At 42.5% G+C, this 25670-nt stretch carries 25 protein-coding genes and 1 other RNA gene; 14 read left to right on the forward strand and 12 right to left on the reverse strand.

Features of this window, described 5'->3' with window-relative positions; translation table 11 throughout:
• Window positions 1–229: 229 nt before the first annotated feature.
• Window positions 230–1366 (reverse strand): NRAMP family divalent metal transporter, encoded by a 1137-nt coding sequence (locus AAFM34_RS02835; RefSeq protein WP_371833246.1) that lies wholly within the window; start codon window positions 1364–1366, stop codon window positions 230–232.
• A gap of 509 nt (window positions 1367–1875) precedes the next feature.
• Between AAFM34_RS02835 and AAFM34_RS02840 the strand changes: the two genes are divergently transcribed.
• The 3 genes from AAFM34_RS02840 to AAFM34_RS02850 are packed head-to-tail and all read left to right on the forward strand — an operon-like array spanning window position 1876 to window position 3773.
• Window positions 1876–2079, forward strand: coding sequence for a hypothetical protein (locus AAFM34_RS02840; protein WP_341659790.1), 204 nt, complete (start codon window positions 1876–1878; stop codon window positions 2077–2079).
• Window positions 2080–2089: 10 nt separating this feature from the next.
• On the forward strand, window positions 2090–2920 hold the full coding sequence (locus tag AAFM34_RS02845) for a hypothetical protein (protein WP_341659793.1): 831 nt from the start codon (window positions 2090–2092) through the stop codon (window positions 2918–2920).
• Window positions 2910–3773 (forward strand): hypothetical protein, encoded by an 864-nt coding sequence (locus AAFM34_RS02850; protein ID WP_341659795.1) that lies wholly within the window; start codon window positions 2910–2912, stop codon window positions 3771–3773. Before AAFM34_RS02845 ends, AAFM34_RS02850 begins: the two co-directional genes overlap by 11 nt.
• 80 nt (window positions 3774–3853) lie before the next feature.
• On the opposite strand, the gene ffs is transcribed toward AAFM34_RS02850, so the two are convergent.
• Together ffs and AAFM34_RS02860 are read right to left on the reverse strand one after the other, a co-directional pair.
• Window positions 3854–3950: signal recognition particle sRNA small type (gene ffs / locus AAFM34_RS02855), an RNA gene on the reverse strand.
• Window positions 3951–4134: 184 nt separating this feature from the next.
• Window positions 4135–4875, reverse strand: a complete 741-nt coding sequence (locus AAFM34_RS02860) for a hypothetical protein (protein WP_341659797.1) — start codon at window positions 4873–4875, stop codon at window positions 4135–4137.
• Between the two features lie 49 nt (window positions 4876–4924).
• Here AAFM34_RS02860 and AAFM34_RS02865 point away from each other — a divergent pair, with 49 nt between their 5' ends.
• Both AAFM34_RS02865 and tesB read left to right on the forward strand, forming a co-directional pair.
• The gene (locus AAFM34_RS02865; protein WP_341659799.1) at window positions 4925–5227 is read left to right on the forward strand and encodes a DNA base-flipping protein; all 303 of its coding nucleotides are present in this window, start codon (window positions 4925–4927) and stop codon (window positions 5225–5227) included.
• Window positions 5228–5391: 164 nt separating this feature from the next.
• Complete coding sequence (gene tesB, locus AAFM34_RS02870; RefSeq protein ID WP_341659801.1) at window positions 5392–6249, forward strand: acyl-CoA thioesterase II; 858 nt, start codon at window positions 5392–5394, stop codon at window positions 6247–6249.
• 6 nt (window positions 6250–6255) lie between these two features.
• Here tesB and AAFM34_RS02875 read toward each other — a convergent pair whose 3' ends face one another.
• Window positions 6256–6717, reverse strand: coding sequence for an Lrp/AsnC family transcriptional regulator (locus AAFM34_RS02875; protein ID WP_205395158.1), 462 nt, complete (start codon window positions 6715–6717; stop codon window positions 6256–6258).
• Between the two features lie 124 nt (window positions 6718–6841).
• Here AAFM34_RS02875 and AAFM34_RS02880 point away from each other — a divergent pair, with 124 nt between their 5' ends.
• The 3 genes from AAFM34_RS02880 (at window position 6842) to AAFM34_RS02890 (ending at window position 10559) form a co-directional block, all read left to right on the forward strand.
• Window positions 6842–7906: a PLP-dependent cysteine synthase family protein gene (locus AAFM34_RS02880; protein WP_341659806.1), complete on the forward strand. Its 1065-nt coding sequence runs from the start codon at window positions 6842–6844 to the stop codon at window positions 7904–7906.
• Window positions 7907–8259: 353 nt separating this feature from the next.
• A complete protein-coding gene (locus AAFM34_RS02885) occupies window positions 8260–9774 on the forward strand; it encodes an NAD(P)-binding protein (protein ID WP_341659807.1) in 1515 nt (504 codons plus the stop codon).
• Window positions 9771–10559 (forward strand): hypothetical protein, encoded by a 789-nt coding sequence (locus tag AAFM34_RS02890; RefSeq protein WP_341659810.1) that lies wholly within the window; start codon window positions 9771–9773, stop codon window positions 10557–10559. Before AAFM34_RS02885 ends, AAFM34_RS02890 begins: the two co-directional genes overlap by 4 nt.
• Window positions 10560–10653: 94 nt before the next feature.
• On the opposite strand, the gene AAFM34_RS02895 is transcribed toward AAFM34_RS02890, so the two are convergent.
• Window positions 10654–11532 carry a TIM44-like domain-containing protein gene (locus tag AAFM34_RS02895; protein ID WP_341659812.1) on the reverse strand — a complete coding sequence of 293 codons (879 nt, stop codon included), beginning with the start codon at window positions 11530–11532 and terminating at the stop codon, window positions 10654–10656.
• Between the two features lie 198 nt (window positions 11533–11730).
• Between AAFM34_RS02895 and AAFM34_RS02900 the strand changes: the two genes are divergently transcribed.
• The 3 genes from AAFM34_RS02900 to AAFM34_RS02910 all read left to right on the forward strand — a co-directional run bounded on the left by AAFM34_RS02900 (window position 11731) and on the right by AAFM34_RS02910 (window position 15273).
• Window positions 11731–12321 (forward strand): TetR-like C-terminal domain-containing protein, encoded by a 591-nt coding sequence (locus AAFM34_RS02900; RefSeq protein WP_341659814.1) that lies wholly within the window; start codon window positions 11731–11733, stop codon window positions 12319–12321.
• Between the two features lie 26 nt (window positions 12322–12347).
• The gene (locus AAFM34_RS02905; protein ID WP_341659816.1) at window positions 12348–14219 is read left to right on the forward strand and encodes an MFS transporter; all 1872 of its coding nucleotides are present in this window, start codon (window positions 12348–12350) and stop codon (window positions 14217–14219) included.
• A gap of 130 nt (window positions 14220–14349) precedes the next feature.
• Window positions 14350–15273: a putative sulfate exporter family transporter gene (locus tag AAFM34_RS02910; RefSeq protein WP_341659954.1), complete on the forward strand. Its 924-nt coding sequence runs from the start codon at window positions 14350–14352 to the stop codon at window positions 15271–15273.
• On the opposite strand, the gene AAFM34_RS02915 is transcribed toward AAFM34_RS02910, so the two are convergent.
• A complete protein-coding gene (locus AAFM34_RS02915; protein WP_341659818.1) occupies window positions 15270–15455 on the reverse strand; it encodes a hypothetical protein in 186 nt (61 codons plus the stop codon). The two genes, AAFM34_RS02910 and AAFM34_RS02915, sit on opposite strands and share 4 nt — an antisense overlap.
• 203 nt (window positions 15456–15658) lie before the next feature.
• Between AAFM34_RS02915 and phnR the strand changes: the two genes are divergently transcribed.
• Entirely contained in the window at window positions 15659–16360 is a 702-nt protein-coding gene (gene phnR, locus AAFM34_RS02920; protein WP_341659820.1) for a phosphonate utilization transcriptional regulator PhnR, read from the forward strand.
• An 18-nt stretch (window positions 16361–16378) separates the two neighbouring features.
• Here the strand turns inward: phnR and menE are convergent, their stop codons facing one another.
• From menE to AAFM34_RS02950, 6 genes are all read right to left on the reverse strand, one after another.
• On the reverse strand, window positions 16379–17761 hold the full coding sequence (gene menE / locus AAFM34_RS02925) for an o-succinylbenzoate--CoA ligase (protein WP_341659822.1): 1383 nt from the start codon (window positions 17759–17761) through the stop codon (window positions 16379–16381).
• The gene (gene menC, locus AAFM34_RS02930; RefSeq protein WP_341659824.1) at window positions 17761–18747 is read right to left on the reverse strand and encodes an o-succinylbenzoate synthase; all 987 of its coding nucleotides are present in this window, start codon (window positions 18745–18747) and stop codon (window positions 17761–17763) included. The genes menE and menC overlap by 1 nt, the downstream gene beginning before the upstream one ends.
• Window positions 18748–18839: 92 nt before the next feature.
• Window positions 18840–19706, reverse strand: coding sequence for a 1,4-dihydroxy-2-naphthoyl-CoA synthase (menB, locus tag AAFM34_RS02935; RefSeq protein WP_341659955.1), 867 nt, complete (start codon window positions 19704–19706; stop codon window positions 18840–18842).
• Between the two features lie 15 nt (window positions 19707–19721).
• Window positions 19722–20516, reverse strand: coding sequence for a 2-succinyl-6-hydroxy-2,4-cyclohexadiene-1-carboxylate synthase (gene menH, locus AAFM34_RS02940; protein WP_341659826.1), 795 nt, complete (start codon window positions 20514–20516; stop codon window positions 19722–19724).
• Window positions 20506–22221 carry a 2-succinyl-5-enolpyruvyl-6-hydroxy-3-cyclohexene-1-carboxylic-acid synthase gene (gene menD / locus AAFM34_RS02945; protein ID WP_341659828.1) on the reverse strand — a complete coding sequence of 572 codons (1716 nt, stop codon included), beginning with the start codon at window positions 22219–22221 and terminating at the stop codon, window positions 20506–20508. The genes menH and menD overlap by 11 nt, the downstream gene beginning before the upstream one ends.
• Entirely contained in the window at window positions 22222–23526 is a 1305-nt protein-coding gene (locus AAFM34_RS02950) for an isochorismate synthase (protein ID WP_341659830.1), read from the reverse strand.
• Window positions 23527–23739: 213 nt separating this feature from the next.
• Here AAFM34_RS02950 and AAFM34_RS02955 point away from each other — a divergent pair, with 213 nt between their 5' ends.
• Window positions 23740–24954, forward strand: a complete 1215-nt coding sequence (locus AAFM34_RS02955) for a pyridoxal phosphate-dependent aminotransferase (RefSeq protein ID WP_341659832.1) — start codon at window positions 23740–23742, stop codon at window positions 24952–24954.
• A gap of 117 nt (window positions 24955–25071) precedes the next feature.
• The gene (gene yfbR / locus AAFM34_RS02960) at window positions 25072–25665 is read left to right on the forward strand and encodes a 5'-deoxynucleotidase (protein WP_341659834.1); all 594 of its coding nucleotides are present in this window, start codon (window positions 25072–25074) and stop codon (window positions 25663–25665) included.
• Window positions 25666–25670: the final 5 nt, after the last annotated feature.

Consider the following 25670-nt stretch of genomic DNA (forward strand, 5'->3'; position numbering starts at 1 on the left):
GCATCTACCTTAACTTGATGATTTTTATCTAAATTATCAGGGGATTCCTCAGTATTGAGCTGCCAATAAGGGAAAGGCATTAAATGTCAACATTAACAGTAATAACTTAATGAGATTGTTTTTATATTTAAACTTATAGAGCATACACTTAATCCTTGTGCTTTATTATATCAATGATGTTATATGGTTATATTTAACTGTCAAAGTAAAATAATAAACCCACTTAGACTTAGCCAAAGCTCATGATAAACAAGGTATACAGACTCATTGCTGCCATCATAATGGTAATCAACCAACCAAACACCGACATCCAGACTGGGTGTTTATAGTCACCGACAATCGCAGATTTACGGGCAGCAATCAGCATAATGCTTAATGTGGCAGGAAGAATAAAACCATTCAACGCACCCGCTACAATCAAGAGAGTCACTGGCTTACCGATAAAGCAAAATATAAGGCTCGACGCTAATATAAAGCCAATAATGAAACCTCGTGTGTTGCGAGCAATAAAAGGGTGAAGGGTTTTCAAAAATGATACCGAGGTATATGCTGCCCCGATCACTGAGGTTATAGCAGCAGTCCAAAGCACTAAACCAAACAACTTGTAGCCAATATTGCCTGCCGCATGCTGAAACATTGATGCTGTGGGGTTTTCAGGGTCAAGCGTCACACCTGTACTTATGACCCCAAGTGCAGCAAGAAACAGTACCACCCGAACGACAGATGCCAAGCTTATTGCAGAGATTGAGCCGCTGTTAACCTGTGGCAAGGCTTCTTGCCCTGTCACGCCAGCATCGATCAATCGGTGTGCGCCTGCAAATGTGATGTAACCACCAACAGTACCACCAACCAAAGTAACAATAGCCAACACATTGAGCTTCTCTGGCCAAACAGAGCGATACAGCGCCTCACCAACAGGGGGTGAGGTCGAGAGCAAAACATATAACGTCATTACCATCAGTGAAGCGCCCATCACTATGGTAAATCGGTCCATCTCTTTCGAAGCATCTTTTAATAAAAAGAGACTGATCGCAATCACTGCACTAATTGCTGCGCCTGCTACTGGCGTGATATTCGGAAATAAGACGTTCATTCCCATACCTGCGCCGCCTAAGTTACCTATGTTAAATGCCAGTCCCCCCAAAGCCACAGTACCAGCAATGACAAAACCTAAACCTGATAACAGATCATTTGCAATGTCTTGCGCGCGCTTTTTCGAGACCACAATGACCCGCCATATGTTCAGTTGAGCGCCGATATCAAGAAAGATCGACACCAAAATAACAAAAGCAAAACTAGCGCCAAGTGTTTGAGTAAAGACGGTGGTTTGAGTAAGGAATCCAGGACCAACGGCAGAAGTTGCCATCAAAAAAGCAGCGCCCAAAATCAATGACCAATTAAAGCCCCCTGTCGTTGACGGCTTTAAGATCGAGTCATTCACCGGTTGCTGTTTCACTTTATCTATAGACATGTACTACTCCTGTAATTATTACTCTGCAGAGATCGGGATAGCGCCAAGGGCGATCCCTTCTAAGATCAAGTTACGCTTTGGCATTCAATGGCTTCACCAGATAATCGACACCTCATCTTATCCATTTTTAGTGTAAGGGTATATCTCGCACTGAAAAATCTCTGGCATTGCTTGGGGGTAAATAGGTAAAACTGATAACAGTGGTGCACTTTCAGTATCACTTATTGGCTATATTGCGCAATAAACTGGGTAGTACTTGCTTGGTCTCGCTGACGAAGATAGAAAGGGGTATAGCGAATATAAATAATTTTTCACTCCAAAAAGAAGTCGCATAAGGAAGTTAAAAAGGTGCTGCAGTAGTTTTGGGGTTAGGTATAATAGCGACGATATCTTTTGGATGGATAATGGATCAAATAGATAGGGAAACAGATTTTAAAAATAATTCAATGGAATTTTTAAAAGAAGCGTTCCCGAATTTTACTACTGAGACAGTACTTGAGTATATGTTTGGTGATGCCGTTGACAAAAGTATTGAGTCAGAGCAAAAGAAAATTGATCAGTATATTGGTGAGCAAGCACTAAAAGGCTCAGGCATGTTTGGATTTTAGAGGTAAGATTGTGAATAAAAAAGACATAGAGGAAAGAATTGATAGATCTAGAAAAGCTATATTGGGTCTTTTTGGGATTTTCGGAACAACAGAGTTACTAAAGATTTTAATCACAAAAGATATCAATTTTTTATCAATATGCCCTATGGCTATATATCTTTTAGTATCAGTCTCATTTATTTCATTATTATTTATATGCCGGAGGAAAAGTCTAGAAGTTAACTTTGTTGAATATAGTATAGTTTCTTTCGTTTATATAATATATACATTATGCATTTTTATTTTTTCATCCGTATCAATGCATATATCCAAAGCGTTTGATATTCACTTTTATCTTTTCATTTTTTTAATTTTATCTTTACTTCTAGGTTATTTACTAGGGAGATTTTTTACTCATAATCAAGATCTAAAATCAATTGGAAAAGAAGTTATAGTGAGGGAAAATGAAGTTGAGTTAAGACATTTTAACCCATGGGCTAGACTCAGCCTAGATAAGGCTCCTTGGCTAAGAAAACCACTCAAACATTTGGGTTATGCTCTGGGGGCTTTAATTATGCTCATTGGTGGCTCTGCAGCAGGCCTGTCGCTGTTGATTGCAGAGGGTTTAAAACGGTCAGGAGTTATAGGTGTCGAAATTGATACATATGCCTTCTTATTCTTTTCTATCGGTATGCCAATCGGAATAGCAGCAGGAGTCTACCTAGCCCCATTATTTTCTTACTTTAATCATTGGAGAAAGTTGATTCTAGGATTAAAAAATAAATATGGGAATTATACTGTCATCATAAATCATGAGAAGAAGCCATACTCTGAGATAAAGCAAGAGTTGAGTGAAAGTTAAAGTGGAAATTTATTCAGATGATAATTATAACCCTAAATCTAAAAGGTCAGATATAACCATTATTTCTGTAATGATGGCGTTAGTTCAAATTACATATGCTTTTTTCGATTCGCAATATTATGCTACTGTTTTCTGCTGGCTAGCATTTTTGAGTGTGATATTTTTTCAAAGTTTCCTTTACACTCGTTTTGGGATAGAGTTTCTAAGAAGAAGGGTCGCCTCTCAGGCAATAGTCATGGGTTACTGCATCATTGGCCTAACAATGTTCATACTAAGCTCAGTAATAGTTCATTCAAAAAAAGTCTTTGACCCCATATTCTATATGTTTATATTTTTAACAATGTTATTTATACTGGGAATATTAACTGGATTACTATTTAGCGATAAAGCAGTATTATTTAATAACAGTAAATATGTCAAAATTAGAAACAACGAAATAGAGATAAGAAAGATTGAACTTTTCGGAGTTTTAACGCTAAAAAGAATGCCTTTTCTTAGAGTACCATTAAGAAAGCTTCGCAATATTATCGCTATTTTAGCTGCGCTTATCGGCACCGGCGGTGCTGGCATTGGAATGGGGATTGCGGAGACGCTTAAGCGGTCAGATGTACTTGCCCCTGATATGAGTGTACATGCGGTGCTATTTTTCAGCCTTGGTATCCCAGTTTTATTTACATTTGGCATATTGATTTACTCTACAATGACATACCTATCCGAATGGCGTAAGTTGGTCGCAAGCATAGATAAAGAGTATGGCGAACATAAAATAATCTTCAATTCCAAAAAGAAGTCATATAAGAAGATCAAAGAGATAATGGCGGAGAAAAGGGTTAATACAGGCTGCGAAGGATGACTGTAAAAATGGATGGGTAAATATATTGTGTTAGGTGCGTGATGAGTACAGACTTATGTTGCAAACAACAAAAGTGGCGGAGACCCCAGCCACATCTCGGCACACAAGTCACTCGCTGCGGCTGCTTCCTTCCGGACCTGACCGAGTTCACGAGCTATTGTTGCGAGAGGACCAGAGCCTCCATAGATACACAGCCTTGGTATTACCAAGGTGTGGAGAGATTATGTGTCATCGTTATGACCAATTCAAGCAAAAAAAGTGAAATACGGAGGATTTCCTGTTAAGTGCTTAGGAGTTAAACAATTCTCACCGATAACGCTGACTTTTCGGCCTATTCCACTGCTCACACAATTGGCTCAGCTTATAGCTCGGTTTCCTCATCAAAGCTGCGCAAGACGTAATCTGTCATCCATGCCGCCCCTAGCAAGCATACCCAAACCACAAAAACGGGGTTAGGGACATCAAACCAAGGGGCAACAATCAAGGTCGCAAAACCAACCGTCGGTAAAGTCCAGCATAAGAGTTTGCGCCAATTAAAAGTTTTTAACTGCGCCATGCTTTGTATGCACGCCACCATGCCAGTTAAACATAAAGCGACCACCACGGAGTCACCATAGCCTGTAATCCACAGCGGGAGTATCAAACCGAGTGCCCACCAACAATGTTTATCACTTGAAGGCCAACCCTGCACTGCCCACCACATCACAATCACCGATAGAGCCTGAGCTAGGGTCATCATCGGCTCACCGGCAAGCTTTCCCCCTGCTTGGGTGATCATCACGCCAATTTGCAGCGTCACTACAATTAAAGATACGGTCACTAACACACCGAAACTGCTGCGCCTTGAAAACACCACCATAAGTAGTGGAAATAAAATCCATTGACTGATCGAAAGCGAAATCGGTTGATAAGCTAATGTCATCCCATAAGCAGACATAGCGGCAATCAAAACAATGCCACCAATTACTCGCTGCGGAAACACCCATATCACGGGGATGAGCAAAGCAAGCAGGGCAACCTCTTCTTGACTGGCGCTGACTGTCAGTGCACACAATACGGCAAGTAGGCTTGTGATCAAAAACTGAAAGGCGGAAAATATCATGCCCTCTCCTTATCCATTCCTTGGAAAATTGAACTAGGACACAATCAGTATGGACCAGTTTTTGATACAAATCTTTGCGGTGATTCACCAAATTCCTCGTGGAAAAGTAACCACTTATGGCGAAATCGCCAAACTAGCGGGCTATCCGGGGTATGCAAGACATGTTGGCAAGGCACTAGGCAATCTACCAAAAGACTCGACATTACCTTGGTTTAGGGTCATCAACAGCCAAGGAAAAATATCGCTCAAAGGGGAAAATTTAGCGCGCCAAAGAGCGTTATTAATGGCTGAAGATATTGAGGTTAGCTGTGAGGGCAAAGTCGCTCTTCGAAAGTATCGCTGGCAGCCTTAATCAATATTACTATCTAGTTTTAGCGCCTCGATCTAACTTCCCCAATGACAAAACCCTCCCAAATATCATGAAAATATTTTTATCATTTTTGCCTTAATTTGCTGTTTAAGTTATCAATTTGAGCTTAGAATAAAGCTATATTGACCAAATTGTTAGGGTGTAAAATGAGTCAACCTCTAGACGAGCTGCTTGAGTTACTAAAACTAGAAAAACTGGAAGAAGGGCTGTTTAGAGGTCAAAGTGAAAATCTTGGCTTGCCTCAAGTCTACGGCGGTCAAGTAATTGGTCAAGCACTATCAGCTGCGCGCTATACTGTTGATGACGACCGAACCGTTCACTCATTTCATAGCTACTTTCTCTATCCTGGCGATTCTGAAAAGCCGATTATTTACGATGTTGAAACACTAAGAGATGGCCGCAGTTTTAGCACGCGAAGAGTCAAAGCACTGCAATCAGGTCGACCTATTTTTTATCTGACCGCTTCATATCACGGCGAGGCGCCCGGTTTTGAGCATCAAAATGCTATGCCAGATGTCCCTGGGCCAGATAACTTTTTATCGGAATCTGAGCTTGCCAAAAGCATTGCTGACCAACTACCCAAAAAGCTTCAAGCTGCATTTTGCGGTGAAAAGCCGATAGAGACTCGACCAGTTAAAGTGGTTAACCCTCTCAAACCACACAAGGAAGACCCTAAACAGTATTTGTGGATTAAAGCTAATGGTTCAGTGCCAGATAACCAATTGATTCACCAATACTTACTTGGTTATGCCTCCGACTGGGGCTTTTTGGTTACCGCACTGCACCCACACCAAGTGTCACTGATGACACCTAAGTTTCAAGTCGCCACCATAGATCATTCTATTTGGTTCCATCGCCCGTTTAAAATGGATGAGTGGCTGCTCTATGTTATCGAAAGCCCCACCGCTAGCAATACACGCGGCTTAGTTCGTGGTGAAATCTACAATCGACAAGGAGATTTGGTCGCTTCAGCCGTTCAAGAAGGCGTAATGCGGTTTAAATAACCGCATTTAGTTTATAGGCAGGGCTGTGGTGTATTTAAGCGGCTCCATAGCAAAAGTTGAGGTGACGTTGGATATTCCCGCAACACAGTTCACTAGCTTTTTGTAAAAATTATCAAAGCACTGCATATCCTTAACTTGCACTTTCATCATGTAATCGTATTCACCCGCCATGCGGTAAAACTCCATCACCTCAGGGAAATCGCTTGCCGTGCTTACAAAATGGGTATACCACTCATGAGAGTGATCACTGGTTTTAACGAGTACGAAGGCGGTGAATGACAAATTGAGTTTATCTGGGTTTAGCAATGCTACGCGCTTTTCTATCACCCCAGATTCTTCGAGTTTTTTTAGTCGCTTCCAGCAAGGTGTGGTGGTCAAATTCACCGCTTCAGCCAAGTCGTTAAGTGATAACGTACTATCTTGCTGTAGCAAAGCAAGGATCTTCCTATCAACTTTATCCAGTTCTATACTCAAAAGAGGTACCTTATGAAAAAATTTTCTCCAAATAAAGCAGAATAGAAGAAAATAAGCAAAGTTTTTCCGCCGTTTTATAGGTAATATATCAGCTTTAAGTGGCCAAGGATGGTATAGCATGTGTAAAGATCACCAATGGATTAATGACGCGATAAAAAAAATTGAAGCCGACTTTCAACGCTCGGCCGACACCCACCTCATCAAGCTTGATTTACCCTGCTTAACAGACATCGATATTTATTTGAAAGATGAGAGTACCCATCCAACTGGTTCTCTTAAACATCGCCTAGCCCGATCGCTGTTTCTTTATGCCCTTTGTAATGGTTGGATTGGTCCTAAAACTACCATCATAGAATCATCGTCTGGTAGTACCGCCATTTCAGAAGCATATTTCGCGCGTTTGATTGGTTTGCCCTTTATTGCTGTGATGCCAAAGTGTACGGCTAAGAAGAAAATAGAGCAGATTGAATTCTATGGGGGTAAAGCGCATCTTGTTGACCGCTCAGACCAAATCTACGCTGAATCAAATCGGTTAGCCGATGAACTCAATGGTCACTATATGGACCAGTTTACTTATGCAGAGCGTGCAACCGATTGGCGCGGAAACAACAACATCGCCAATTCTATTTTCAGCCAAATGATGCTTGAAGCTCATCCCGAACCCAAATGGATAGTCATGAGCCCAGGTACTGGCGGCACATCCGCAACCATTGGTCGCTTTATTCGTTACCAGCAACATCAAACTAAGTTGTGTGTCGTCGATCCTGAAAATTCCGTTTTCCATGCATTCTTTAAAAGCGGAGATCCCAATCTAACCAGTGATCAAGGCAGTAAGATTGAGGGTATAGGCAGGCCACGTGTTGAGCCTAGCTTTATCCCGGGTGTGATTGATGAGATGCGCACTATTCCAGATGCAGCGTCTGTCGCCACAGCCCATTGGCTAGAAAACATCATTAATCGCAAAGTGGGCGCTTCAACCGGAACCAATCTATTCGGCGCGATACAACTTGCCAGTGAGATGAAATCTCGTGGAGAAATAGGGTCAATTGTCACTTTGCTGTGTGACAGCGGAGAACGATATCTCGATACCTACTTTAATCCCGATTGGATAAAACACAATGTCGGCGATTTACAACCCTACCTCAGCAAATTAGCCAAGTTTGAGCAAACCGGACAAATTTAGCCTCGCTTTAAATGAGACGCCGCCTTATCTGCGGCGTTTTAAGCCTCTATCACTAATGTGAAAACATAACGCTTCTTTGACTACCACCCCCAAAAATATAAAACAATACACATATCACAACAATATGAAACACAATGAAACAATGTTGATGTTGAATACACACAAGTTGCATATGTATCATCAATAGAACCAACTAACCACAATAGTTAAAATAATAACTTTTCTTTTTTCAATGAATTAATTCAAAGGCTCTGCTGCACTATTCAATGGAGCGCCATCATAAGCCCCACTAACTCAGCGCTTGTATGTCGCGACTACAAGACGTGGAGTTATTAGCAAAGAAGAAAACCAATATGCAACATTCTCATTTTCAACATCCCAATCAACGTCATATCGCGATATTAGGTGCCGGATTTTCTGGCTTAGTCATGGCTCACGAATGCATCAAGCGTGGTTTTACAGTCTCAATTTATGATAAAGAGTCTTACCCAGGTGGTAAGTGTGTCGGGACGGCGAAAGATGGCATTGTCCATGAGGTAACACACCGGCAGTTTTTCGCCAAAAACAGAAATCTTATCGAACTTTTAAAGGAAATTCCGTCACCCAAAGGCACTTGTTTTCATTCCCTATATCCCCAAAACAAGGTTCAGTTTCACTGGGCAAAAAAGCCGAAGACAATGCAGTTTCAACGCGCCTATTTCAGCACTATTGAGAAACTTCTTGATGATGCAAAGTCTGCTTATGCCATGCACTATGCGAATGTGCCCCTTAAAGACATTGTTTGGTTTAAGAAGCAATTAACAAGCGATAAAAGCCAAGAAGAGCTGCTGAAAACACCAGTAAGTCAATACTTTGAATATCAATCGAGAGTTAAATTAAGTGAGTTTTTAAGGCCAGTACTCGTTGGCTGGATAGGCGCAACGGACAATACCCCCGCGCTTGCCGTGTTGGATCTACTCAACAATAAAATAGGTGAGCTACATCCAGAGGCACCAGGTGCTTATAGCCTTGGAATTGATGAACCAATCACTGATGCCATCATTACTCCTTTCGCCGAACACTTAAAATTGCAAGGCGCGCGCTTTCATTTCAACAGTGAACTGGCTCAGCTAAACACTAATGAGACTGGCACATTACTGGATCACGCTAGCTTAACTAATGGGCACAACATCAAGGCCGATATTTTTGTCTCTGCTCTTCCTGCCCACGTGATGCATAACTTACTTGGAGAACATTGCTCGCATCTTGACTATGACTATGTTTTTAGCCATGGATTTCAGTTTCACTTCTCTTCCATGCCAGAGCAACTAAAAAGCAAAACGGTCGGGATAGTGATCGATTCTCCTTGGGGACTAAGTTACAACATTACGCGTAGGCAAGTCGATCAGGGAGAGTGTATTTGCTTATCTGTTACCGCGACTAACATCAGTTGTGCTAAAGGGAGCAAGTATCAACGACCTTTAATTGATTGTAATCAATCCCAGATAAAAGAAGAGTTACTTATCCAAATATTTGGTGATACCGAGCTTCTCAGCAACGCTGATTATCAAGGCTTTCATCCTGGACCAGGTGCAAAATTAGTAATACCTGAAGAACTAAGTACTGTCTATTCAAACTGGTTTAAAGGAGATGTGTTACGTGATGAAAAAGGTGACGCCAAGCACTGGGTTTTTCAGCATGCTCTCACCCAACCAACCACGAGAAATAGCCAAGGATTAACCGCTAAGAAGTGCAAAAACTTATTCTTCGTCGGTGAATATCTTTCTGATTCCAAACAAAACTGGCGTGTACCCGTTACCCTAGAACGCTGTGTTGAAACAGCTCGGTTGTGCTGTGAACTGATTGTAGAAAGGGAGAAAGCTGCATGAAAGCCAAACTAGCCTCCCCTCTTTCAACAACGCTCTTTCTCACACTAAGCCTTATTTATGCAAGCGGCTACTATGAGTTAGTTCAAAGCTCTGTGTGGTTAACCTTATTGTTGACATTGCTCTTTCCGCTTATTTTTTGGCCTCTGATTAAACCTGTCGATAATAGTGACGAAATCAAGCGTATTCTCTGGTTAGAATCTGGATTTAATTTGGTGTGTTTTCTGATAGTGGCGAAGTGGGTAGACATCCCCTATCTCGACAACGCATTAATTGTATTCTTTGCCGTTCAAGCGATTGGCTTTATTAGCGTGCAGTTAAAAAAACGAGCCTATTTGTCTGTTGCTATCTCTTTGTGTCTCTCGATCGCTATAGCACAATGGATTTATGCAAGCACGAATACTCAACACTTGGGAGATGCGAAGCTATTACTGTTTGGCACGCCAGTTCCATGGCAGCTCAAAGTAATTTATGGCGCATGGTTGGTGCAATTACTGTTTGTGGAATACAAACACGTTTTACCCAAAATGACGCTAGCCGCGATTCATATTGCCTCATACACAGTAGCGATCTTTGCTGATGATTTCTTCCACGCCCGAATCATAACTGCAAGTCACTTCTTGTTCTTGAGCCTATGCTTTGATATTAAAGCGCCAAATTGGGGAGGAGAAAGCTTCGCCCGTTTAGAGAAAGTCGCTACCGCTTTACATGATAGGCGGGTTCAACTGTCCATATCAGGTTTGATGCTTTGCACCGCAGTTGTAAGCACTTGGTCGCTACTTAGTTAATACTGCAACTTTAAGCCATACCTAAAACATAGTTTTATCTTCATACTACAAAAAAGCCCAAGCATATTGCTTGGGCTCTCATCTAAGTATAGGTTTAACCTTGTATACCGACAATTAACCAAGGAGCGTTTTCAGTAGTCAAATCACGCTCTAGGTGCCAAATATCTTCGATGTTCTCTTCAATATTTTCAACCGCATCACGGTAGCGACCACTGAACTGAATACTTAATTGAGCCTTGCTACCATCGTGCTCTGCTCGCACAATTTCTGCGTCAACATACATAACATCCGTATGCTGCTCACCTTCAAGTTTTGCACGCTCTTGCTGAAGATCTGCAAACAAGCTTGGTGATACGTATTCTTTTATGGTTTCGAGCTGGTTGTGGTTCCACGCTCCTTGAAGGATACGGTAGTGCTCACGTGAGCCGTTAATAAAAGCAGCTTGATCAAAGCCAGGTGGGTAGTTGTGAGGTACATCTGACGTAGCACCAAAGCCAAATCCGCCTTGCGCACCTTGCTGAGGCTGCTGTTCGAAGTTATGGACATTAGGCTGCTCAAACTTAGGAGCATTACCGCCAAACGCAGGTTGCTGCCTTTGCTGGTTCATACTACCTTGTTTGGCTCCTAGCATGCTCTTCATCAGCTTGAAAATCACAAATGCGATGAGGCCCATGATTAGAATATCCATAAATTGGATACCTTCAAAAGCTCCGCCAAAGAAAGCAGCCAAAAGACCACCAGCAAGTAGACCACCCAATAAACCACCCATTAGGCCTTTTTTGCTTGAACTCGGCGATTTAGTCGCTTGATCCTTACCTATGGTATTGTTGTTTTGCTGTTGCTGCTTTGGCGCTGGAGCCGTTTTGTAGCTTTTACCAAATGACTTGCCGCCACCGAACTTCTTAGCTTCAGCGATAGGAGTAATGGCAACAGAGACCATTAACAGGGCAACAAGGGAGAAAAGTCTTTTCATAGTTTTAGTTTGCCTTAGGGTTTCTCAAATGAGGTAATAGTTATACTAACTCTGCAATAGTAGCGCGTGTATCACAAGATGAAAATACCATCAATGCCGAGACATGTATCAAAGTGTTGCAAATTCAACGCTTGGTCAGTTGCGCTATGCTAAGAGCCTGATAGAATATCGAACATTGTTCATTTTCGACATTTCGCCATGGCCCGTAGAAACGACCATACACGTGAAGAGCTTATATCCCTCACGTTAGACACTGTTAAAGACTTCCTTAATGACAACTCTTATCACGAGCTAAGCCTCCGTAAAGTCGCAAATATGATTGGTTATGTGCCAAGCACATTGGTTAATGTTTTTGGTAGCTATAATTTGCTGTTACTTCATGCTGTTGCTCAAACCTTGGACGAGCTAGCAAATGAAGCTAAGACTGTGGTTGAGCAAAGCCCTGATACTAAAACCGCTTTGTATCAACTAGCTTATTGCTACCATGATTTTGCCGAGAAACATCCCCATCGATGGCAGCTTATTTTTGAGCACAATATGAATGGCGAAGTATTGCCAGAATGGCAAGCAGAAAGAATCGCCAACATGACAGGTATGCTTGAGCAACTTCTATCTCATTTGGCGCCTCAGCGGACTAAGCAGGAAGTCCTGCAAGCTAGCCGCGTTCTCTGGTCCGGTGTGCATGGCATTACTTTACTCAGTGTTGATGATAAATTTTTTGCCGCAGAGCCAATTGACGGCAAAAAGCTGATAGACAATTTGCTGTCGAGCTATATTGCCAACTGGTAAAAGCCCTCTACAGGAAAAGGAAATCCATGTCACATAAGCAAACATCGCTGTTAGGGAAAAGGCGATTTCTTCCTTACTTTATCACTCAGTTTTTCGGCGCATTCAACGACAACATTTTCAAAAATGTCTTGTTGCTATTTGTTGCTTTCGCGGGCGCTGATGCCCTTCCCATATCCAGTGATCTTTTTATCAATCTAGCTGCTGGGCTATTTATCCTGCCTTTTTTCCTGTTTTCTGCATCCGCTGGTGTTTTAGCCGATAAATATGAGAAATCATGGTTCATTCGCAAAGTTAAACTAGTCGAAATTGGCATCATGTGCCTTGGTGCAATCGGCTTTATTACAGAAAGCTATATTATTCTTCTCATTTTACTGTTTTTAATGGGTATGCAATCGGCCTTTTTTGGACCAGTCAAATATGCTCTCTTACCCCAGCAATTGAAACCCCAAGAGCTGGTACCTGGCAATGCGTTGGTAGAAACAGGGACTTTCCTAGCCATCTTACTAGGTACTTTAGGCGCAGGTATTATCGCTTCAGCCGATGGAGCAAAATATATCGCCGCAACTGGCGTTGTTGTTTTTGCTTTGTTGGGATATATGGCAAGCTGCGCTATTCCAACAGCAGCTCCGCGTGCTCCTAATCTTGAGTTTCGTTGGCAGCCGATTAAACAGCTTCGTAATACGTTAGCGATAGCCAAATCTGATCGGTCTATTTTTCAAGCTCTGATAGCGATCAGTTGGTTTTGGTTATTAGGTGCAGCCTACCTCACTCAGTTTCCCAATTTTACTAAAACCTACCTCAATGGCAACGAAAGCGCGGTTTCCTTTCTTTTAGCGCTCTTTTCAATTGGTATTGCTCTAGGATCACTCGCTTGCGATAGATTATCTAATCATCGTATTGAACTGGGTATCGTACCCTTGGGCAGCATAGGTATTTCGGTATTTGGGTTAACCATGGCATTATCGGTGCCAAACCAACTCCCTGAAATGCATACATTCAGTGCCTTTGTTTCTTATTCCCCCTTATGGCCAGTGTTCGCTTCACTACTTATGCTAGGCATCTCAGGCGGCATTTTTATTGTCCCTCTCTATGCTTTCATGCAGCAGAGAGCAAAAGTTAGTCAGCGTGCACAAGTTATCGCTGCGCTTAACATCTACAACTCGCTCTTTATGGTCGGTAGTGCGGTACTGGGTATAATTTGCTTGGCTGTTATTGGAATGAGCATTCCAGCACTTTTCTTACTTTTAGCCGCCATGAATCTCTTCGTCGCTATCGCCTTATTGTTTCGAGTGCCCATACGTACGGTTCGTTTTATCACTTGGGCTGTCACCCACACCATATATCGAGTTAAACATAAAAACCTACATCACATACCAGAAAAAGGCGGCGCACTCATTGTATGTAATCATGTCAGCTACATGGATGCCCTTCTTCTCAGTGCTGTATGTCCCAGATTAATTCGCTTTGTGATGGAAGAGGAATATGCCCATCTGCCACTTCTACGCCGGTTCCTTAAAAAAGCGGCGGTGATACCCATATCAGCGTCTAACCGCAGTTCAATACGTGATGCATTTCGCGAGGTTGAACAGGCTCTTAAACAAGGGGAGCTTGTCTGCGTTTTTCCCGAGGGCCGATTGACAAGCACGGGAGATATGAACGAATTTATGCGCGGAATGGATATTATCCTCCACAGAAGCCCAGTGCCTGTTATTCCAATGGCACTAAAAGGATTGTGGGGTAGCTACTTCAGTCGCTACAAAGGAAAAGCTTGTCAGGGTTTTCCATCCCGGTTTTGGTCAAAATTGGAGGTTGAAGCTGGGGCCGCTGTTGAGCCAAGTGATGCAACATCAGAACGTATGCATGTCGAAGTCTCTATGCTTAGAGGAAATTGGAAGTAGAGCTGATAGCACATCTGATCAAGGCGACCATTATGTTCAATTTTTCTAAACATAGGTTCAAGCAAATTAAATCTATTTCTTCACCTGAGTCCGCTAAACTTTAGCACTATTTATGAAAAGTACTTTTTCGATGAACTTAGTAAAAAACCAACTTGTATTTTGGCTTGCCTTAATCGCTTGTTTAACTCCTTTTGTGACATCTCCAACTGCACTTGTTATCGGCTTTTTGCTTGCAACTTTAGGTTTAGTGCCTCACGAGTTTAACCTCGCTAAAGTCACTAAAAAGTTGCTCGCATACTCTATTGTCGGGTTAGGTTTTGGGATTCATTTTAACGATGCGTTAGCCGTGACTTCTGATGGTATCGGTTTGATCGTCGCAACCATTGCCGGTACTCTTCTTATCGGCTGGTGGATAGCAAAAGCTTTCAAGCTAGATAAAAAAACTGGCTACTTGATTTGCTCTGGTACAGCGATTTGTGGAGGCAGTGCCATAGCAGCCGTTGCACCGGCAATAAAAGCCGATGATGGGCAAATCGGCTTATCTTTAGCAACAGTGTTTGTGCTCAATTCGATAGCCCTATTTATCTTTCCTGTTATTGGTCATGCACTTGACCTTGACCAACATACCTTCGGAACTTGGGCTGCCATTGCTATCCACGACACTTCATCTGTAGTGGGGGCAGCCTCTGCTTACGGGGAAGAAGCATTAACCACAGCAACAACGCTTAAGCTCGCTCGTGCATTATGGATCATCCCAGTAGCATTTTTCAGTGCTTTTCTTTTTCGTAGTGACTCTAAAAAAATCACCATCCCTTACTTCATTTTATTTTACTGCCTAGCTATTGCCGTTAGCGATCTTCTACCTCAGTTTGAGTTTGTTTATCAAACTGTGTTTGATATCGCCAAAAAAACCCTAGTCATTTGCCTATTTTTAATTGGCTGTGGTATTTCAGTTGAAAAGCTTAAATCAGCCGGAGCTAAACCACTCATATTTGGTGTGACGTTATGGTTCGGAATTTCATGCAGCTCACTCGCTTGGCTTTTGCTAACCTAATGCTCGTGGATCTTCATCTCACTCGGGCGACTTTTTTGTCGCTTGAGTTTAGGTTCTAAGATTAAAGAAATCAGCATAAGAAATGCTGACAACTCAACCAGTGATCTCATTAATCCCTCACTTTGCGTTGCGATGAAGATTTGTAGCAAAGTCACTAGTACTATGATGATTTTTGCTGTCATCTATATATCCATTTATAAAGTCACTGGATTTTATTATGAACTAAGGTTATAAGGATGAGAAAGATACATTTGGACTATAAAAGATCCATTTCAACTAAGTTTTGTTTTGCATTAGGCGTTTACAATTTATGTTAATCACACATAATACTCTCAAGTGATGTGACAAGCGCTTGTAATCACAACGGCAGCGAATAGGAGACTTGGTGCAATACGTTAGAATAAAAGATTTACTTGTTGAACAAATTGACACTGGCATGCTTTCTCCAAGTCAAAAGCTGCCGTCAGAGCGCAAGCTTGCAGAATCATTTGATACGACACGCGTCACCCTGCGAGAAGCTTTATCACTTCTCGAAGCTGAGGGAAGGATTTATCGTGAGGATCGCCGAGGTTGGTTTATATCACCGCTACCGCTGCGCTATGACCCAACCCAAAATCCAAGCTTTTCGGATATCGCCCATATCCAAAATCGTGTACCTGCAACTGAGCTAGTGACAGCGAAAAGTATGATGGCCAATAAGCAAGCAACACACCTATTAAACTTACCTCCTTTCTCAGATGTTTATCATATTGAACGTGTTCATTACTTGGAAAAGCGCCCTGTTGTTTATGTGACTCACTACATCAACCCCAAGTATTTTCCAAATATTTTGGACTATGACTTAACCAACTCGCTGACCAAGATCTATCGGGACCATTTCGGTATCTTCTATAAAAAAAGCCACTATCGTATTTCAACAAGCACACTACTAGGCGAAGTAGCTCAAGCCTTACGTGCAACGTCAGGCACCCCGGCTATGGTCATTGAACGCACTAATCACAACCAAGATGGGGACGTAATCGATAGTCAGATTGAATATTGGAGACACGATGCGATCAAGATTGAATCGATCGCTGATCTCAATTAATCGAAGGGATCGACCGTATTAATGACTAGCAGCATGATAACCTTGCTTCCACACCCATTGATTCACCGCTAGCCTTGAGACTTTAATACCATGACTTTCAAGGCTTTCCGGCATCTTATAATAGGCAATAGGCCACTTGAACTTGATCAATTCTCGGCCTAAATACTGTTCTATATCGGCGATATTTATGCCCTTATGACTTTTAATGACAGCAACAGGCCTATGGCCGTATTCCTTATCTTCAATAGGGACTACGAGCGCCTGAGTAATAGTAGGTATTTGATTTAATACCGCTTCAATTTCTTCACAGTGAATGTTTTCCCCACCCGATATAAACATGTTATCTGCCCTACCGATAACATGCAGCTCATCGTTTTTCCACAATCCTAAATCTTTACTATCAAACCAAGTATCATGGGTAATGGATACAATTTCACCTTGTTTGTAATAACCGCTAGCCAAGGTTTCGCCTGAGATATAAATCCGCTGATGTTTTAACTTTACGAGGCGATGTTTAAGTACTTGACCAACACCATCACTACCATCAACTTTCTTTGCCGTCACCGTTGATGCCGCTTCTGTCATTCCATATCCAACCCAAGTTTCAATACCTAAACTCGACGCTTGTTGACACAAAGATAATGGAATATGACTGCCTCCAAGGAGTACATGGGAAAGCCCTTGTACTGCGTTATTTTCCAACACTCTTTGCAGTTGTGTTGGAACAAAAGAAGCGTGTGTCACCCCAATCAGATCGCTTGGTAAATCTCCACTAGCAAGCTTTAAAGCCGCGCCACTATGTAACCAGCGGTAAACAATCGCCAATCCAGATACATGATACATGGGTAGACTGAGTAACCAAGTGTCCTCCTTGGTAAAGGGTAATGTATCTAGTAAACCTGATGCGGAAGAAAAATGCTGACGAGACGTGTGGGCAACTGCTTTGGGTGTACCCGTTGATCCCGATGTAAATATTATCGACGCTAGCTTATTTTGATCATACTCTCGCGCAAAGCTCTTAGATGATGAGGATTGCACATCAATACGATATGACTCCATCTGTGACAAGTTAGGATCCGTACAGCAAACTTTTATTGGTGTTTCTCTTGGATAAAGTGTTTTCAACTTAATATCCAAATCTGTTCTCGTTTGCGGCATAACCAGAGTACAGATTACCCCAAGCTCCATGCACGCTAAATAAGTCAGCAATATTTCTAAGCTATTTTTCCCCACGCACGTCAGCACATCTGAAGACTTAACACCTTGACTGAATAAACTTGCTGCCACACCATCCACTAAATCATCAAGTTCAGACCATATATAGTCTTTGTCATGCGACTTTAAGGCGATAGAGGAAGGGCGTAACTGAGCCCACTCCTTAATTGGGGAGCTATTTGCCACTACACCTGCCACACTAACTGGTGCTGCGCCAATTTAGAAACTGGCAGCTCGCAGCCTGGCCAGCTGACCTCGAGCTGCTCAGCAAACAAGCCTACTGTATCCAACCCGGGAACTTCATCCGGTAACAGCCATTGAGACAACCGAGCTAGCTGCGTTAGCCCTACTGTTGACTCTATACTCGAGCTAATAATAGGCTTAATACTCAAAGCCTTAGCACCTTCTATCAAAGCAATACAATCTTGCACTGAACCGAGGAGTGTTGGCTTGATAATGATAGCCTTAGCACCATCAAAGTCCTCGAGTTTAAAGTCAGGCCTGCGCACCGCGTGTTGAAGTGTTTCATCCCAAGCGATAGCAATTCCAGTATTAATCGCAAACGAAAAACTATCTCCCGGCGCTTCGCACGGCTCTTCAACAAAAGCGATTCGTTGACGAAGAGACGGCGCGACTTTTTTGGCAAACAGCTGAGCTTGTTCAGCTGTCCACGCACGGTTAGCATCCAATCGCAAAGTAAGATCTGGAATAGACTCAAGCAGCAAGCTTACAATCAAGCCATCACGGATCGGCTCATATAGGCCCACTTTCACTTTGGCGACTTTCTGACCTGTCATAGCGCTTAACCTAGGCAAAAGCTCATCAGGATCTCCCGAGCATAAAGGCGCCGCCTGATAGCAGCCTTCTTCAGGTAAACGCTTGTCCAGTTCTAGCTGCGCCATAGATAAACCAAAAGCGACCGATGGATGCAAAGACTTATAATCAAACCACTGACCATTTTTCCAAAGCGTTAACTTCTCTACCAATTGTGGATAAACATCATCAATGCTTTCGTGGCTAAAACCCGGTAAAGGAGCAACCTCTCCCAAACCAAATTTTCCATCCATTTCCAGCACAACCACAAAGCCCTCTCGTTCCGTGAGTCTATGCTCTCTCAGTATCACACCACTGTCCATTGACAGCTGATAACGAAAAAGTTTGGCTGTTCTCATATCCATATACCTTGTAGTTATTTTGTACTCGTCAGCGTTCACTAACTTATGGTACAACCAAAAAATGAGGGAGTTATCCACCTCCCATCTCGCTATGGATTCCTCGGGAACTGCTCAAAGTCCGGGCGACGCTTTTCGTTAAACGCATTGCGGCCCTCTTGGCCCTCTTCAGTCATGTAGAACATCATAGTCGCATTACCCGCCAACTCTTGCAGACCTGCTTGTCCATCGCAATCTGCATTGAGAGCCGCTTTAAGGCAACGAAGCGCCATAGGGCTGTGTTGCAGCGTTTCTCTACACCAGCGAACGGTCTCTTTCTCCAATTCTTCCAAGGGAACAACCGTATTCACAAGGCCCATGCTGAGTGCCTCTCCCGCATCATAAAAACGGCACAGAAACCAAATTTCACGAGCTTTCTTCTGACCGACAATACGCGCCATGTAGGCGGCTCCCCACCCCCCATCAAAGGATCCAACTTTAGGGCCTGTTTGGCCAAACTGTGCATTGTCTGCTGCAATGGTCAAGTCGCACATCATATGCAGCACATGACCACCTCCAACAGCCCAACCTGCGACTGACGCAATAACAGGTTTGGGGCATGTCCGTATTTGGCGCTGAAAATCTAATACGTTCAAATGATGAGTGCCAGAGTCATCTTTATAGCCACCGTAATCACCGCGTATTTTCTGATCGCCCCCTGAACAAAACGCCTTTTCACCAAGTCCAGTTAGTATAATGACTCCTACTCTTTCATCGTAGCGAGCATCTACCAATGCTTTCATCATTTCATTAACCGTCTGGGGTCGGAAAGCATTATGAATCTGAGGACGAGCAATGGTAATTCGCGCAATACCATCTTCCGATTTGTGGTACTGAATATCCTCAAAGTCACCACCGCAATCATTCCAATACACTGGCGCGTACAATTCCTGCTCCGAAAGACCGACTGTTTTTGACATCATGACTCCTGTTGGTTAGGTAGCATCTAATGATAGGGCTCTAAGATTAGATTTAACAATATTAGTAAAGGCTTGCGGATCCTCAATATGAACATTGTGACCGACTTGATGAATGCAGGTGTATGGCAATCCACTACTTGCATTCAGTTGTTTGAATTTCCTATCTTTATCGCCGCATATGCAGTGTATGGGGGTACTCGAATTCTTGAGAGTATCGAGTAGAGCATCTTGTTTAGCTAATGTCGTGGCTAACAACATAGAAGCGACTGATGAACCGACATTTTTTACACGCTTACTGATCAATGCTTTTCTCTGTGCATTGCTTAGTGATTGAAAAACAATCTGTTGATACCAGTCTTCAAGGACGGCTTCTATGGTTTCGTTGGTAAAACGATTAGCCCAGACTCTGTCATTAATTAAGCGCTGTTTTTTTTGTCCTTCACCATCAAGACCGAAATGGCCGGATTCACAAATCAGCATTTGAATATTAAAGGCCGAAAAATATTTCTTAGCGAGCCCTGCCATCATGATTCGAGCCCCCATTGAGTATCCCACTAAAACTATAGGTGCTTGGTCAGGAACTTGGTGGGATAAAACATGAGTTATTTGATCGCAGCAGGATTTAAAATCGACGCAATGCACGTTTTTGCTTAGGCCATGACCGGGAAGATCGATACATAAAACTGGGTAGTCAGAAAGAAGCTCTGCGCATTGGCTCCAGTCACCACTATCGCCAAGAAATCCATGCAGGCAAACAATGACAGGTAAGCAGCTGCGGTGATCACGATTGTAAAAACGGCTAGCAAGCATCAAAGTGACCTATTAGCTCTTTTAACTGCTTTGATGCTTGCTCTGAAGGTGTTATCACCTCAATCATAAGAGCACCTTCCCCGTTGGTTAAGTGCTGTTTAACAACATAGTTGTAGTCTGCAAGACTTTTAGGTTGCTGATAGTTAAGTCCAAACTGCTTTGCTGAATATTCAAACTGATACCCATGCGGCATTTGATAGAGCTGGCGTTTATGTGCTTTAGAAACAGGGAGCAAGTCAAAAATTGCTCCTCCATCATTATTGATGACGACCAATACAACAGGGGTTTTTATATGAGTATACAAAGCCAAAGAATTAAGATCATGCAGAGCAGACGTATCACCGAGATAGAGAATACTTGGCCTATTTGTAGAACGCACTATCCCAGCAGTAGTAGCCACTAACCCATCTATACCTGAAGCGCCTCTATTACTATAAACTCGTGTGTTGGGGATAACACCGAACATATCGACGAGACGAACAAATAAGCTGTTGCCTAGCACGATTTGTGTATTGACTGGAAGATTTTCTAGCGTAGTAGCTAGACCTATTTCAGTGATAGCTTCGTTGGGGTTCACATGAGCTTTAACAAGCGTGCGTACTTTTTGGCTACATACATCGAGCTCTCTACCCCATGATCCCTTGGGCTGATAATCCCCTAACGCAGATAGATAGCTATCAATCCAAGGGCAAATCTCAGATATGTGATGAACTTGAGCCAAGTGATTAGGGTTATTGCGTTCAGCTTGCGGAGAAACATAGTGATATTGAGCTTGTTTGGCTTTGACTTGATATTCGACCCATTGATTAAGTTTCTTTGAAACAAAGCGGGAGCCAAACTGGAGAATAACTTCGGCTTGGCTAAAAAACTTTCTCTCTTCAATACCGCGTAGCCAAACATCATAATATGCTTGAGAACTGGAAACCCCAGATTGAGGATCGCATAAGCAGGGCCAACCTATGATTTCAGCAAGTTCCTTGGCTAACTTCGCTTCTTCCAAAGAGACATCACCCACTAAAATCACACCTCTTTGAGTAAAAGTCTCTAGGTCTTGAGCGATTAAACTCGAATGAGATATCGCCTTGCAACTGAAGGGATACCCTGATTTCCACCAAATATTCACACTGTCTAGGTAAGATTGATACACACGCTTTGGCGATGCCTCATACAGCGGTTCAGGAAATGGGCAGTTGATATGAATGACGCCGCCTTGTGTTTCTTGCCTGTACATAAGTTGGTCTACAGAAGTCAGAAGCCAACTAAGCGGCACGGAGATACTAGGACTAGGAAGGTTGATTGCGTACCTAGCATGAGATGAGAAAATATCTTTTTGATTTATTGCCTGATTCGCGCCACAAGCAATAAGCTCAACCGGCCTATCTGCGGTAATCACTACCAATTTTTCACCAGTTAGATTTGCTTCTACAATCGCCGGCAGTAAATTCGCTACAGCCGTTCCAGAAGTAACGATAATGGCAACCGGTCTTTTGCTAACTTTAGCAAGCCCGTGGGCCATAAATGCCAAGCCACGCTCATCAAAATGAGTATGCAGGGCCAATTTCGGATTATCACAAGCCTCTATAACAAGCGGGGTAGACCTTGAACCAGGAGCGATACATACATCCTCAACGCCAAGTCGAGCAAGCTCTTCGAGCAGGACTTGGCTCCAGATTCGATTAATCGTAGATTGCTCTCTATCACTCATCTAAGAAGCCACCTCTAATTCATGGGTATCATCAAACAGAGACAATAATGTCGACATCTTTTTGTCCAATTCATCCCACTCATCAATAGCAACAGACCCAGAGACAATTCCTGCTCCAGTAAAAAGCTCAATTTCACTCTGTTTCACTAAGGCACTTCGAATCGTGACACAAAACTCGGCATGATGACGCCCGATAAAACCCAAGGAGCCTGCATACCAACCTCGATTAAAAGGCTCATGCTTCTGAATAAACGTCATTGCCTCTTTGCGAGGTAAACCTGCAACAGCAGCAGTAGGCTTGAGCGTATGCAACAACTCTACAGCGCTCGTTTTGGGTTTTAGATGAGCATAAATATTACGTTTAAGATGTTGAACCTTACGCAGCTTAATTAGGTGGGCTTCTCTATCTGTATCGATTTCGTTGGCGTATGGAATCAGGCGCTCAACAATATCATCAACGACATGACAGTTTTCATGTCTATTTTTGGTATCCATACACAACCAATTCGCTAGAGCCATATCTTTGGAAGCACTCGCTCCTCGGCCAACCGTTCCTGCTAAAGCCTCTGTAGAAAGGTTTTGCTGATGCTTTACAAACAAACGTTCAGGGCTAGAACCAACAAAACTGCACGATTCATCCATAGAAAACATAAAGTGAAAGCTGTTGTAATTGTTAGCACGGCTCGATTTAAGCAGCTGTGCAGCACTCGCTACACTATTCATCTTTAGAGTGGTTTTACGCGCAAGCACTACTTTTTTGAACTCTTGGCTATTAATACCAGTGAGAACTTTATTGACAAGATCGCACCAATCGGCTTTATCTGGGCAATGGGTTAGCTTGCTTGTATTTATAGATAAGGGCGGTAGAAGAGGGGTATCCGTGACAACCTTTTGCAGTTGGGCCAAAATATCTTGTCTATTTTGGTTCAAATTGACTGCGATTGACCATTGCTTACCCTGCCGAATCAATTCCACTAGTGGCAAAATAAAAAAATGAGACGACGGGATACAGTCAGAGATAAATGGCTCATTGAAAGGGCTTCCTCCCCATACACGCTGGCCTTGCTCTAATAAGTCAACATTAATAGGACCAGAAAAGAACGCTAACTGTCCTAGAGCAACAACCTCTTCATCAGCATCGCGAGACTGCCAATAAAACTTAGGATAAAGCGGCTGAGCGTCAGCCCAATCAATGCTGTCAGCTTTCGGTGTCTCTTGAAGACAGTACACCAAGCGCTTTTGATCGGACTTTGCTGTTTTTACACACTGAATTAGATGCCTAATTGCTTGACGAAATAAAGACAAAACCACCTCTTTACCCATAGAGTTTAAGGCCAATTCTACATCGCCAACTTCTTCATTGCCCCTACTCAGATCAATGTTATAGCTCAGGATATAGTAGATCCTTCAAATAAAGCGCCTAGCGATAAAATACGCATTAATACAGTTTTTTATTCTAAAAAATATGTTTTTGATGTAGTTTAATAAAGAAATCAAAACATTTTTAGGTTGTATACAATGCAAGATATCGAGATGTCGTCAAAACTCGATAATGTCTGCTATGACATTAGGGGTCCTGTACTCAAACATGCTAAGCGTATGGAAGAAGAGGGGCATAAAATTCTAAAGCTCAATATTGGAAATCCAGCTCCTTTTGGTTTTGATGCCCCAGATGAGATTTTGGTCGATGTGATTCGTAACTTGCCTACATCTCAAGGTTATTGTGATTCAAAAGGGATCTACTCAGCCCGTAAAGCCGTAGTGCAATATTATCAACGCAAGGGCATTCGATCTCTTGATGTGGAAGACGTTTATATTGGCAATGGCGTTTCAGAACTTATCGTAATGGCTATGCAGGCACTGCTCAACAATGGCGATGAGATGTTAGTGCCCTCTCCTGACTATCCACTATGGACAGCTTCTGTTGCACTCTCAGGCGGCAATGCTGTGCATTATCGATGTGACGAAGAATCAGACTGGTATCCAGATTTAAACGATATACGTAAAAAGATCACACCTAAAACTCGCGGAATCGTACTAATCAATCCAAACAACCCAACTGGCGCCGTTTATAGTCGCGACTTTTTATTGGAAGTGATTGAAATTGCTCGCCAACATAAACTCATCATTTTTGCAGATGAAATATACGATAAAGTGCTTTACGACGGTGCAACTCATACCTCAGTAGCGACTCTTACAGAAGACCTGCTGGTAGTCACTTTCAATGGTCTTTCCAAAGCCTATCGTGTTTGTGGGTTCCGAGGTGGCTGGATGTTTATAACTGGCCCTAAGCACCTTGCTCAAGGTTATATTAACGGATTGGAAATGCTCGCCTCTATGCGCTTATGTGCCAATGTTCCAATGCAGCATGCCATTCAAACCGCTCTCGGGGGATACCAAAGCATAAATGAATTGATCCTTCCCGGTGGACGATTGCTAGAGCAGCGCGATCGCGCTTATGAACTAATCAACCAGATCCCAGGAATATCATGCGTTAAGCCTAAAGGGGCCATGTACCTATTCCCGAAAATCGATACTAAGATGTATAACATCAAAGATGACCAGCAAATGGTACTCGACTTCCTAATTCAAGAAAAAGTTCTTCTGGTGCAAGGGTCAGGTTTCAATTGGCCTGAACCTGACCATTTCCGCATTGTGACATTACCACATGTCGAAGACTTAGAAATGGCAATAGGACGCTTTGAACGCTTTCTTTCAACTTATAGCCAATAATTAGACAAGTTCTATTATTTAGGTCAAGAGTACTGGATTAGTACTCTGCCTACCCTAGAGCTGGGATTTAATAAACTGACCTACAATTAAAAGAAATCAATACCATAGGGAGTCAACGTGGAACAAAGCACTTTTATGGCATGGGTGACGCGCATGCCGCTAATAAAACGCTGGGCCTTGATGCATTGTTTTCAAGAGGAAAATGTGTCTGAGCACTCCCATCAAGTGTCAGTGATCGCACACCTTCTCACTGTGATAAAAAACAAACGTTACAATGGTAATTTAAACCCAGAAAAAGCCGCAGTTGTAGCCATTTACCACGAAATTTCTGAAACGAAGCTTCAAGATATCAACTCAAAGACCAAATATCATAGCCCTGAATTTACCGCAGCCTTTAAGAAACTTGAATACATAGCAGAGCAAGAGTGCTTAGAAACACTACCAGCAGATTTGCGTGATGAATTCTCAAATTTGTTAGTACAGAAAAATGTAGAAGCCGAGTACAAAGCTATAGTCAAAGCCGCTGATATCCTTGCAGCTTATATAAAGACATTAAATGAGCTCAGATTTAACAATAATGAGTTTTTACATGTAAAAGAAGGGTTAGAACCACGTATTGAACAATTAGTGTCAACAATGCCTGAAGTCAAAGACTTTATGAATATCTTCTGTGATAGCTGTACTACCACATTTGATAAAATCTCTGGCTGAAAATG

It is taken from the genome of Vibrio sp., from assembly GCF_038138445.1.
Lineage (GTDB): Bacteria > Pseudomonadota > Gammaproteobacteria > Enterobacterales > Vibrionaceae > Vibrio.